The 12,858-nt window shown below is 43.4% G+C and carries 10 protein-coding genes; 3 read left to right on the top strand and 7 right to left on the bottom strand.

The window, feature by feature from the left end; all coding sequences use genetic code 11:
• Positions 1-10 precede the first annotated feature (10 nt).
• On the top strand, positions 11-631 hold the full coding sequence (locus tag B9Y81_RS13275) for a Crp/Fnr family transcriptional regulator (RefSeq protein WP_245832470.1): 621 nt from the start codon (positions 11-13) through the stop codon (positions 629-631).
• A gap of 6 nt (positions 632-637) precedes the next feature.
• On the opposite strand, the gene B9Y81_RS13280 is transcribed toward B9Y81_RS13275, so the two are convergent.
• The 5 genes from B9Y81_RS13280 to B9Y81_RS13300 form a co-directional block, all read right to left on the bottom strand.
• Entirely contained in the window at positions 638-3,289 is a 2,652-nt protein-coding gene (locus B9Y81_RS13280; protein ID WP_085537390.1) for a DUF5916 domain-containing protein, read from the bottom strand.
• A 256-nt stretch (positions 3,290-3,545) separates the two neighbouring features.
• Positions 3,546-4,619, bottom strand: a complete 1,074-nt coding sequence (locus B9Y81_RS13285) for a DUF2891 domain-containing protein (protein ID WP_085537392.1) — start codon at positions 4,617-4,619, stop codon at positions 3,546-3,548.
• A gap of 20 nt (positions 4,620-4,639) precedes the next feature.
• Positions 4,640-4,975 (bottom strand): cupin domain-containing protein, encoded by a 336-nt coding sequence (locus B9Y81_RS13290; protein ID WP_085537394.1) that lies wholly within the window; start codon positions 4,973-4,975, stop codon positions 4,640-4,642.
• A gap of 109 nt (positions 4,976-5,084) precedes the next feature.
• A complete protein-coding gene (locus tag B9Y81_RS13295) occupies positions 5,085-6,539 on the bottom strand; it encodes an aminoacyl-histidine dipeptidase (protein WP_085537395.1) in 1,455 nt (484 codons plus the stop codon).
• 82 nt (positions 6,540-6,621) lie between these two features.
• Positions 6,622-7,638, bottom strand: coding sequence for a lysylphosphatidylglycerol synthase transmembrane domain-containing protein (locus B9Y81_RS13300; protein WP_085537396.1), 1,017 nt, complete (start codon positions 7,636-7,638; stop codon positions 6,622-6,624).
• A 96-nt stretch (positions 7,639-7,734) separates the two neighbouring features.
• Here B9Y81_RS13300 and rsmA point away from each other — a divergent pair, with 96 nt between their 5' ends.
• Together rsmA and mgtE are read left to right on the top strand one after the other, a co-directional pair.
• Entirely contained in the window at positions 7,735-8,541 is an 807-nt protein-coding gene (rsmA, locus tag B9Y81_RS13305; protein ID WP_085537398.1) for a 16S rRNA (adenine(1518)-N(6)/adenine(1519)-N(6))-dimethyltransferase RsmA, read from the top strand.
• A 12-nt stretch (positions 8,542-8,553) separates the two neighbouring features.
• Complete coding sequence (gene mgtE, locus B9Y81_RS13310; protein WP_085537399.1) at positions 8,554-9,900, top strand: magnesium transporter; 1,347 nt, start codon at positions 8,554-8,556, stop codon at positions 9,898-9,900.
• 92 nt (positions 9,901-9,992) lie between these two features.
• On the opposite strand, the gene B9Y81_RS13315 is transcribed toward mgtE, so the two are convergent.
• Together B9Y81_RS13315 and B9Y81_RS13320 are read right to left on the bottom strand one after the other, a co-directional pair.
• Positions 9,993-12,395: a TonB-dependent receptor gene (locus B9Y81_RS13315; protein ID WP_085537400.1), complete on the bottom strand. Its 2,403-nt coding sequence runs from the start codon at positions 12,393-12,395 to the stop codon at positions 9,993-9,995.
• 88 nt (positions 12,396-12,483) lie between these two features.
• Entirely contained in the window at positions 12,484-12,858 is a 375-nt protein-coding gene (locus B9Y81_RS13320; RefSeq protein WP_085537401.1) for a hypothetical protein, read from the bottom strand.

Raw genomic sequence — 12,858 nt, forward strand, 5'->3', positions numbered from 1 at the left:
ATTTAGCGGAATGACGGATGAATTTAAAGAAAACTTATTAGATAAGCTGGATTATTCTGTATACACGTTAAAAAAGGGAGATACCGTTATCCGGCAGGATACGGTCTGCAATCACATGTATATTTTGTTGGAAGGCAATCTGGTGGTCAACATTGTAGATGTTTCCGGAAACAACGTAAAAGTAGAGAATATCGTTGCGCCACGCGCGTTTGCTACTCCGCATCTCTTTAGTGGGAATAATATTTTTCCGGCAACATTCACTGCTGTCGAAGACGGGCTATTGCTCAAGGCCGGCAGAGATTCCGTGTTTGATCTGATCAGTTCGGAACCGGGGTTGTTGAAGAACTTTCTCCGTATCAGCGGCAATTGTACAGCCTGCACCGTAAGTAGGCTTCGTATTCTATCCTATAAAAGCATTCGCAGCCGTTTTATTTATTATCTGTTTGACCACAAGCGAGACAATAACCGCGCCGTTATGGATCACAATCAAACCCAATTGGCGGAATATATGAGCGTTACGCGTCCTGCCTTAGCCAATGAACTGAAGAAAATGACGGACGAAGGATTGATAAAAATCGATGGTAAGCAAGTAGAGTTGTTAGCGCCTGTTCTTTTGTTGAAATATATTTAATCTTCCTTACAGCGCGAACCAATAGTTGATTTTCATAACCAACGTGTTGCTGGCTGAAAGCCCGAACAACCGGTCTAAGTTATTATTCCAACCCGAACGATACCGGTCGTCACGATTGGTACGGCTGTTTTCCCATACGAAATAGAGGGTTGAGCCGGGTAGATACTCCCATCTGACAACCAGGTTAGAGCGGAATTCATTAAAACTAAAGTCCGGATTCCTGAAGCTGAACTTTCCCTTCTCGCCATCAACAAGGTAGTTGTTTTCGGAATAGTTGATCTCCTTTTCTCCGACAACGCTAAAGCGATTGTCGTAGTTGCGCGACTTGGTGTCTGCCGCCATTTTGAACTGGTCGTATTTTGCGATGGACGTAAACGGAGAACCATAGTATTGAATTGATAAATCCGGCGTGATATTTACCTGTGCCTTCAATGTTACGCCATAGGTGCGTTGCTTCATGTGTGCTATGATGTAGCGGGTATCGCTGCTTCCTTCGGGTTGAACGCCGGCTACGTATTGCAGGTTGTCTTTGTTCCAAGCATAATCAAACTGTCCGGTCAGGTGAACATGATTGCCGAGGCGGAATATAAGACTTGGCTTTATCAGATTATAGGCCGACTTTTCACTTGGGAAGTGCTTCCCGTCGTATTGAAATTTCAAAACCACCTTTTTAGCCTGATCTGTATTAAAGAGTACACTTGTTGTGAAATTCGCGCCATAACGCATATCCGGTCCTCCCCTCAAAATGCGGCTGTCGATTGTATTCCAGCTAAACGTTTCTTTGATATCGACGTTGAAACGGCGTTTTGTAGTAAGGCTTCTCCACCTGAATGCGATGTCGTTATTTATAAGATCACCCCCGTAGTTCCAGGTGTTTTTCTGTGTCAGGTTTAGTGCCAGATAGCGGAATGGCCCTAATATATCGGTTCTCCTAAAGGCGATCTCCGATTCATTGTAAAGGAAATCGGCTTGCTTCATGTAACCTACGTCGTTCAGGTCAAATCCCGGAGATGACCAGCTGAATGTCTGCGCGTAATTCCATTGCGCGTTACCTCTTTTACCGGCTTTTACGTATCCTCCGGTTCCTTGTAGTGACTTCTTTTCGGGGTTGAGGTCCAGATAAGAAGTGCCCGATTCTCTGTGATAATAATGCGCGGCATTTGTTTTTGTTTTCAGAATAGCCTTTTCCGAACCATGCAATGAGCTGAACATACCCTTTGTTTCGACATAATATAACCGATTCGCAAAATATTGCGTAAAGTCTATCCCTGCCGTATAGGCATTATTTATCATTTCACTTTTTAAATGGTCGCGATCAAGATTACGATTTACGGAGGTGATCATTCCACCTAAAAGGGTATTGCCGTCCCAGTTTTTTTGTACACGGGCAACCGTGTAATTGGTTAGCGGCTCGGTTACTTCTTTGCTGTATTCGCCGTTACGCATCACTTTGGCGGAGGTCTGTGCCGTAATGCTTTCCATAAGTCCGATAGTCAGTCCTTTCTTGTTTGTTCCGGTCAGCTTCAACGCGCCGATAATCGGCACATTGGCCAGTGTTTCGGAATAGCTGTCGATATTGTTTATCTCTTTCGGGCGATAAGACGACATGGCCCCTATACGGCGACTGTAAAACATCATATCCGCTTCGTTGGCAAATTCCAGAATATGTTTGCCCTCGAGGAAGAATGGGCGTTTTTCGTCATAAAAAGTTTCATAAGCAGACAGATTCATAACCGATGGATCCAATTCTATCTGTCCATAGTCGGGATTGATGGTTAGGTCCATTGTGTAATCATTCAGGGCGAGCTTAGCGTCCAGTCCGACGCCGCCTTTCCATTCGTCTCCTTTCTGAAACGGACTGCCTGCTATCCGCGGTTCGTTCCGGTATTTTCCCATGGTGTATGGCAGAAATTCTATTCCCTTGGGCTTAGGCAGGTTTTTCATGCCGTGCATTTCTCCGAACGAAAAAACATGTCCGTTGTTTTTGAGCGGAATAAGACTCCAGTTTTGCACCTCGTTGTTTCGTCTGATGATACGACGCACATGCAGCCCCCATACGTCATTTTCTGATTTGGTGTTGTAACGAAGCTGACTGAAAGGAATGCGTAATTCGGCTGTCCAGCACGAGTCTTCTTTGTTTATGTGAGTTTTACCTTCCCATATCGCGTTCCAACTCAGGTTAACCGACAACTTATCGGTCACCACCAGGTCGGTTTTGTTGCCGCCAAGATTTAGATTAAACTCCGGGGCAGCCCTGAAATCATGATAGGTGTCAAAGGCGATGCTAACCAGATCTCCGTTGCTGTTATCATCCCTGTTCCCGATAAAAGCGTTCATTTTGTCCGGATGGTCGTCTTTGCAATACACCCCGATATACAGGTTTTTATTGTCGTAAAATAATTTGATTCGCGTGGGCGAAGGTGTTTTTGCCCGTTCGTAAGGTGTTACCTGCGAAAATTCGGCAGACCATTCGCCCCGTTCTTTCCAAAGAGCTTCGTCCAATTTCCCATCGATAGAAGGATGCTCGCCCTCGTCTATACGTGTTATATTGTACTTCCGTTTGTAGGCGTCTTCGAAAGAAACCACGGCTTCCCTATGCTCTTGGGCATAACACAGCGAGACGATAAATGAGAATAAAAGGACAATCGGCTTTTTCATTAACTATTGATTTTAAGGCTGAACCTGCAAACTTAATGATAATCTCTAAATATTCAGCCTGAAAATTGCTTATATCGTTTTTAAGAACAGATAGTATATATGTTTGCGCATATAGTTTATTTTCCTTTTTCTATATATATAGAAAAACTTTACCACAGATGTAGAAAAGTTTTTCCACAGATATGGAAAAAGGAAAATATCCTTTATTTCCGAAACACTAACCTATGTGTGTTGAATTAAATAGAAATTGTTGCCGTTAATCCGCGTAAACAGCGAATGTAGCCAACCAATGGTCGCCACCGTAATTTGAGTTAAACAGGAGGGGTAAGGCTTTATCAAATAGTTCGGTGGCCTTTTCCGAGAATAGTTTTTTGTATGGATTTTCCTTTTGCATCTTTCGGGCGATATGTTGCATACACCAGGCGCGAGAGAAAGACAGTCCGACTAAATGAACGATCTGATAGTCGTTTAAATCGCTGACTTTGGGCGATTTGCACAGATTGTCAACACCTCTGCTGCTGATAAAAGCGGCAAACCAGTTGTCGTATTTTTTGTCGGGCAGAATGCGTGCCATCAGGTCGGCGATAAGTAGGGAAGGAGAGAAGAAGTCTGCCCCGTCCGGTTCTAAATAAGAAGGAGTGTCTTTTTCATCACCATAAAATTCTTTGGCTTTATCAACTAACGCTTTTTCGAAATCGTTATCTCCTGTTGCTCTTGCCCAATCGAGCGCGAAACCCAACGCAAAAGCCGAATTGTTATGAGTCCCCACCCGGCTTGGATAAGATTGTTTAGGTAAGTAAGCTTTCCACAGATCAACGATCTTTTGGGTTAAAGGCTGGATGTCGCGATGCCATTTCTTCCCCTCTTCCGTATTCAGAAGGCTTAATTCCTCGTCCAGTTTCAACACCCACGCCCAACCATAAGTCCGTTCAAATGATCTCGTCAGATCCGAGCGATCAAAATAAGCGGCCTCTTTTTCAATATTTTCTTTATTCAGTGAAGTATTCAGCGTTTTAATAATCTCCTCTTTGAACATAATGTCCGGATAATTCCGCAGTAAACGAACCAGCATCCAATGTCCATGAACACTGCTGTGCCAATCAAAGCAACCATAAAAGACCGGGTGAAGATCACGCGGAGAAAGTCCGACTTCACCGGCATTTATATACGTATGACCGGGTTTGTTGGGATACTCTACAAATATATTTTTCAAAGGCATCTCGGCCAACTTAATCAGAATCGAGTCGTTTTTAATATTTTGAGCAGATACATTTCCCGCAAAAAGAAACAGAGCTGAAAGGAGGAGGAGGGTGGCTGTCGGTTTATTCATGATTGTTGTCTACAATGGATTTACAAAAAATCTTCCCTTACGGGATTAAAGCTGTCAATTAATCTTGCTGTGGGTGTCAATAGTTGTATCGCGTGTCTTTTTCCTGAGGCAACGGCAAATAGATCTCCGCTTTTGAGGTGTATGGGGTCTTCGCCTTCTTCCAGATAGAGAACTTCGCCTTCTGCAATGTAGCAGGTTTGTTCGTGCGGATGGCTGTGATAAGGATCGGGTTCTGCCATTGGTCCACCGGAAAATTCCACAATTACAGTCATCAGATTATTGGTGCGGATAAGTTTTCTGCTGAGGGTTGGCGTAAGCTGAGTGGCTTCAGTCTCATCGTATTTCAGAATATTCATGGTGGTGGTTGTTTGTGATTTATGTTTTGTTATTCCAATCGAAGTGGAGGAATCTCGCTGTTGTACAAAAAATCCTTCACTTCGACCGAAATAATAAAGGGTAAAGCTTTTAAACCCTTTCTAATGTAGAAACAATATATTTCCAAACCTTTTCTACAGAAGAAATGCTTACGCGTTCGTCCGGAGAGTGAGGGAATTGCAAGTCCGGTCCAATTGAAATCATATCCATATCCGGGTAAGCGCCTTGTATAATTCCGCATTCAAGTCCGGCATGCATTACTTTAACAGACGGTTCTTTGCCGTAAAGCGCTTTGTATGTTTCTTTCATCACGTTCAGTATCGGAGAATTGATGTTGGGTTGCCAACCATTATAGCCTCCTCCTTCTTCTACTTTGGCTCCTGCCAGTGCAAATACACTTTCCAGACTTGAGCAGACTGCCTGTTTTCTTGTTTCGGATGAGCTGCGTACTAATATCTTTATTTCTGCCAGTTCGTTGTCGATCTTTACCAACGCCAGGTTTGATGAGGATTCTACTGTGCCCGGAAAATCACTTAGCATACTTATTACACCGTTTTGGCAAGCTTCAATCGCATTGATCAGATCGTCCTGAATTTCTTCGGGGATAAGCGATGTTGGTAGCGTTTCTTCTGCCGCGGTGAAAGTTATCTTGTTTTCTATGCCGTCATATTCTTTTTGGAACATCTCCTGATAGTCGGCCACAAGTTCCCAAAGTGCTTCGGCGTTATCTCCCGGAATGGTGATAATCGCGAATGCTTCCCGTGGAATGGCGTTGCGTAACGAACCTCCTTCTACAGAAGCTAAGCGTGCGCCATAATCGCATACAGCTTCTTTCAGAAAACGGAATAGAAGTTTATTGGCGTTTGCTCTGCCTAAGTGAATATCTACACCGGAATGCCCGCCTTTTAATCCGGTCAGGCTTAACTTAACAGCTACATCGCCTTCGGGAACGTAGTTGTCGTTTTTAAATTGAAGGGAAATATTCATATCCGCTCCTCCGGCACAACCCACGAATAGTTCGCCTTCTTCTTCCGAATCGCAATTAATCAATATGCCACCCTTCAGAAAGCCGGGCTTTAATCCGAAAGCACCATCCATTCCTACTTCTTCGTCTACAGTGAATAGCGCTTCTACCGGACCGTGTTTCAACGATGTGTCTGAAAGTACGGCCATTGCTAAAGCTGCACCAATTCCGTTGTCAGCTCCTAAAGTAGTATCCTTAGCCGTTACCCAGTCGCCATCAATGTAAGCATTGATCGGGTCTTTTTCAAAGTCATGGGATATATGCGAGTTCTTTTGCGGTACCATGTCTAAGTGTGACTGTAGGATTACAGTGGGTCGTTCTTCATATCCGGGAGTAGCCGGTTTACGGATCACCACATTTCCTACCTCATCCTGTAGCGTTTCGAGGCCCAGGTTTTTTCCGAAATTAAGAACATAGCCGGTTACTGCTTCCATTTTTCCTGTAGGTCGGGGGATTTGTGTAAGGTCGTAAAAATAACCCCATACATGCTTCGGAGAGAGATTCCTAAGTTCTGCTGACATAGCGCTAAGATTTAAATTTATAATATAAGTCTGCCTGAATAAACATTTGCGGGTTAAGCCCACAAGAGATGTTCAGGTTTGATCATATACTTGTTGTATTAGTAGCCGGCTTGTATTCTTTGTTAATGATTGGCAAGGCTATCACACCGAATAAACCGCATAATCCTGTCCATACAGTTTGAACGGTATGTACTACTAATGCAAAGGCAGCGGCATCCGTTTCTTTTACCCCGAACAAAACCAACGTGGCTATTACCATAAAATGCCAGGGGCCAATTCCGCCTTGAACAGGAACGGCAACGCCAATGCTACTCATCGTAAAAGCAATCAAACCTACCCCTATACCAAGGTCACGGGTAAAGTCGAATGCATAGAACGTGATGTAAAAATAACAAAAATATCCAACCCATATTAATAAGGTCTGTAATAAAAACAAACCTTTCTGTTTCATTAACCAGATACTTTTGATGCCGGCCCAGATATTTTTCAACATTTCTTTCGCTTTCTTCACCAAAGAGAAGTTTCTCATGTAGGTGAACACAAACCAAAGCCCTACGCTGATCAGGACGATGATCACATAAAGCCACATGGAGTTAAACATGGCCTGAAAGCCATCAAACAAAGCCGGATTGCGTGCTAAAAAGTGCGTGAAGAAACTGAAATTGAAAATGAAAATAAACAACGTTATCAAACCAACCATGATGGAATCGCTGATTCTGTCAACGAATAGCGTGCCGAGAAGCTTCGAGAATGATATTTTCTCATAACGTGTAATGATGCCACATCGCCAAACTTCACCCACCCGCGGTAGTACGAGGTTTAATGCGTAATTTCCTAATACGGCATAAATGATATTCTTCATCTTGAAACGTTCGCCTAAAGATCCGATGAGCAAACCCCAACGAAGTGAACGGATGATGTTCGCGGCAAGACCAAATAATAATGAAAACAAGATGATGTCGTATCGAACCCCCTTACGAATAACCTCAAAGATTTCCTGAAAGTCCATCTCTCTATATAAGTACCAAAGGAGTAAACAGCCGAAAGCCAAAGGAATAAATACCTTTACGAATGTACGCGTAATGCTTTTAAAATCCATATACAGTAAGGAAACTAATTTTTTTATTGTACTTTTGTGCTTCGGCAAAGATAAACATTATAATTAAAAACGAGCGGATTACAATATAGGAAGTGGATGAGAGTAGTAAAACCGAAGAAAGCTTTAGGACAGCATTTCTTGAAAGATATGCAGGTCGCACAGCGTATAGCCGGAACCGTTTCGGACTATATGGATCTTCCTGTTTTGGAAGTCGGACCGGGTATGGGGGTGCTTACGCGCTTCCTGCTGGATGTTGGACATAACTTGTCTGTCGTTGAAATAGACACTGAATCGGTAACCTACCTGAAAGAACATTTCCCCGAATTGAATGATAAGATTATAGAAGGAGACTTTCTTAAGCTTGATTTAAACCAACTTTTTTCTTCTCAATTTTGTGTGATAGGCAACTATCCATATAATATATCTACCCAGATTTTTTTCAAAATATTAGAATATAAAGATCAAATACCTTGTTGCTCCGGTATGCTGCAAAAGGAAGTGGCGGAACGCCTCGCCTCGCCTCCCGGTAGCAAAGCGTATGGGATCTTGAGTGTCCTACTGCAAGCATGGTATGATGTAGAATACCTTTTCACGGTGAGTGAAACGGTGTTCGACCCTCCTCCGAAGGTCAAGAGCGGAGTGATTCGAGTCACACGCAATGGACGGACATCTCTGGGATGCGACGAAAAACTTTTTAAAACAGTCGTTAAAACTACCTTCAACCAACGCCGCAAAACGCTGCGTAACTCGATTAAACCTATACTTGGTAAAGAATGTCCGGACTATCATTTACCCTTATTCAACAAGCGCCCTGAGCAACTTTCGGTAGAGCAGTTTGTTGAACTTACAGAGATAGTAGATTGTAATCTGAGAACCAGCCCGGAATCACAGACTCCGGCATAAAGCCAGACTCACATGATTGAATTAACAAAAGACTATATCGATAAGTTTCGTAACATTATCGATCAAAAAGATGAGGTGCAAGCAAAAGAACTGCTGCAGGAACTTCACCCGGCGGATATTGCCGAATTGTATAAAGAAGTAGATTTAAAAGAAGCAATTTTCCTCTATTTACTACTTGACGGAGAGAAAGCCGCTGATGTATTGATGGAGCTTGATGATGATGAACGTCACAAGCTTCTGAAAGAACTCCCCAACGAAGTTATCGCCAAGCAATTTGTCGATAACATGGAAACCGACGACGCCGTAGATCTGATGCGTGAATTGGATGAAGAACGGCAAGAAGAAATCCTTTCCCATATTCAAGACGTAGAACAGGCTGGTGATATCGTGGATTTGTTGAAATACGACGAAGACTCTGCCGGGGGGTTGATGGGTACGGAAATGATCGTGGTAAACGAGAATTGGAGTATGCCTCGTTGTATAGATGAAATGCGCTTACAAGCCGAAGAAGTTGATGAAATATATTATGTTTATGTGGTTGATGACGACGAACGCATGAAAGGAGTTCTGCCGCTGAAGAGATTGATAACCAGTCCGTCGGTTTCGAAGATCAAGCACGTAATGAAGAAAGAACCTATCGTAGTGCATGTGGATGATAGTGTTGAAGAGGTGGTTACTACCATTGAAAAGTACGACTTGGTGGCACTTCCTGTTGTAGACAGTATTGGTCGCCTTGTAGGTCGGATTACGATTGACGACGTGATGGATGAGGTGCGCGAGCAACACGAACGCGAGTATCAATTGGCTTCGGGTATCTCGAAAGACGTAGAAACATCAGACAATGTGTTCATGCAAACAGCAGCCCGCCTTCCCTGGTTACTAATCGGAATGATCGGAGGATTGGGCAATTCTGTTATTTTAGGCGGATTCGAAGCAAGTTTCGCTTCCAACCCCAAGATGGCATTATTCATTCCCCTGATCGGAGGAACCGGAGGGAATGTGGGGATACAATCTTCAGCAATTGTTGTACAAGGGTTAGCGAATAACACGTTGAAACCCGATAATATAGTATCTCAATTAGGAAAAGAATTGGTGGTTTCGTTGATCAATGCGAGTATTATCAGTTTGGTTGTGTTTATATATAACTTCTTTATGCTTGGTGACGCTGGTATAACAGCGTCTGTTTCGCTTAGTTTGTTTGCCGTTGTTTTGTTTGCGAGTATTTTCGGTACGATAGTTCCCGTTACACTTTCAAAACTTAAGATTGATCCGGCACTGGCTACAGGTCCGTTTATTACAATTACCAATGACATTATAGGAATGATGATCTATATGTTCGTTACTTCCGCACTTACCTGATTTTAACAGCATATTTATAATGAGGGTATCCTGAAAGTAGCCGAAAATCTACTTTTAAGATACCCTTATATTTTGTGTTTTACTTTCGGTATTTAGAATAGATTTCCAATCTTTATTCCGATAAACACGGTGCGAGGTAATCCCGGACCATATACGTAGGCCGGATCACGGTCGATACCTTTGTCGAAGTCGTTTTGGTAAGCATTGAAGATATTCTTTATACCGCCATACCATTGCATTGTTACTCCTTTTCCAACCGGCATATTGTAGTGGAGTTTTGCTCCGGCGTCAAAAAACGCGTTTGATTCACGAAGTTCGCCGGCATCCCGGATTTCACCTTCAGGAAGTGCTGTTCCGAAATAGGGAACAAGCATTTTTCCGGTATAATTGCCTGTTAATGATAATCCGAATCTTGGCGCGAAATTCCAGTCCGCAGTGAAGAAACCATACGTGTTCGGAGTGCGGAAAAACTTCTTTTCGTTGAAATTTTCATCCCCTTCTTTGTATCTGCTGGATTGAGCGGTAAGTCCCAGATTGATAAATAACGTCTGTGTGGGATATAGTTTAAATTCTACGTTTACCCCTTGAACTGTTGCGCCGTTTTTGGAGTTGATGCGCGTATAGATAACGGTACCGTGCTCGTCCGGTTCGCCTATCTCGTTTCGGAATGGGTTATGCAAAGTGGTATAAAACCCTTCCACAAGAATCCCGGTGCTCATCGTTCCGATAGTTTTGTTAAAGTCAAAGGATACCGTATAGCTTGTGCTATTCTCCCGTTCCAGATCGGGTGCGTTCTTGTTGATCACCTGACGAGATCCGGAGGTTTCGATATGCAGGTCTTCGTCGAATATCTGCGGTGCCCGGTATCCTCTCGAAACCCCGATACGAGTTTGCAGATAGCGTGTCAGGTCATACATGATGCTGGCTCTGGGAATAAGCACATTCCCTGATTTATCACTACCCTCGGCCTGTTTGTTGTCAATCGAATAATGTTCGAAACGTGCTCCTGCTAAAAATTTGGCCCGTCCGTATTTTATTTCATATTGTGCGAAAGCTCCCGTAGTTTTCAGCGACTGGTCTGAAACGACCGTGCCCGGAACATGAGGAACCGACACAATCTTACCATCTACAATTTCGGCATTATCATAATCCGGGTAGCCCAGCTTTTTATCTTTCAGAAAAGAACCGGTATGTTCAATCCCCCCAACCAACGAAGAGATACCTAAAGTAGCTTTATATTGCGCTCCGATATTGTATGTTTTGTCTTTTGTGTTTCCGTAGTCACTAAGTGACTGATTGGCCCCGTAATAAGAGTCACGGTCGAGGTATTGCCCTGAAGCGAAAACGGAAAGGATGTCGCTTTCACGAAGATACTGTTCGAAAGTAAGATCGCCTACTAACATATCGTGCTTTACAGCCTCTGCTACATCGCGTTCGTGCAATGGAAGTTCCTGCTTATTTCCTCCGTCACGATTTTCCCGGATGTTAAAGAAATTCAGGCTGAGTTTATTTCTGTAGGACGGGCGATGAAACAGGCGTGTGCCGATAACCGTATTTTTCATGGGTGCTATTTCCGAGAATCCATCGCCGTTTTGATCATACATTTTACGATCGCGCATATTCCCGAATACGGCAATGCCCGTTCGGTGATCATCAGTAACAAGCGAAGCATTGAAAGAGGCGTTATGATCTGCTGTGGGGCCGTTGGAACCGCTTACTCCTGTGCCGATAAGAGACGTGTTGTATCCTGCCTCAAATGAATTGACCGTTGGATCTTTCAGAATCAGGTTTACCGTTCCGGCTATGGCGTTTGAGCCGTAAAGCACAGATCCTCCTCCGCGTACCACTTCAATCCGGTCGAGCATATTGGCCGGAATCAACTCCAGTCCGTAAACACCCGCAAGTCCGCTGAAAATAGGACGACTGTTGATCAGTATCTGCGAATATGGACCTTCCAGTCCGTTCATCCGGATCTGTGAGAAACCGCAATTCTGACAATCGTTCTCATAGCGGAGACCGGTGCAATAGTTTAATCCTTCCCCCAGTACGGTTGCTTGGGTGGTAGACAGGCTCTTGGCATTTAATGTGTTCACAATAACCGAAGCCTCCATACGCTTTTGAACCGTGCGACCTGCCGTTACTACGACTTCATTCAGGTTCAGCACGTCTTCTTCCAGTATGAATTCAAGCTCTATGCTTTTGTTCTTTTTAATCTCAACAGTTTGTTCGTGAGGAACATATCCTAAACTCGAAGCCAGGATAGTAAATCTCCCTTCAGGAAGGTTTTTCAATGCGAAATGACCTGTCGCATCGGTTGTTGTGCCTATTGTTGTGTTCTTTAGCACTACATTAATAAAAGGAAGATGCTCCCCGCTTTTCTTGTCAATAACATGACCGAATACGTTTGCATCGGTTTTTGAGAACGAAGGTGTTTCGTCTGCTTTGGCGGTTGTGAAATAAAGCAGACAAACCAGTGTGAAAATATAATATTTCATTTAGTTCGTAATTAGAAGTAATAAGACATATCAACCTCTCCGGGCATATTATGTCCTGATAAATAATCGATTGTATTTGAAAAGTAAATTATAAAAAGGAAGGAGAGGGAGGCGAACGCAGATTGAAAAGCTCCTTGAAAGCACCTAAAAGCTTGTTGTTAAAGCTATCTGATCCTATTTCCCAACAAAATAGATTCAACAATGCCATTACAATGGTAGTAAACGCAACTGCGGTGACAAGCAGATGTGATAATCCGGCGATTAAAACGAATTCCGCCTGTGTATGCGTGTGATTCGCGTTTCCGTTACTGTCTTTTTTGTATGGGTGGGAGTGTACTAAAGTGGAATGTTCGTGTGTATGCGCGAGCGGAAAGAAAGTAAGTCCGGAGTAATAAAACACGAATAGCGTCAGAATAAGAATTCCCGACAACCTCTTTATCCGGTTTGTTTCTTTTACGCTCAT

Origin of the sequence: Massilibacteroides vaginae, from assembly GCF_900178525.1 — a bacterium.
Classification (GTDB): Bacteria; Bacteroidota; Bacteroidia; order Bacteroidales; family Tannerellaceae; genus Massilibacteroides; species Massilibacteroides vaginae.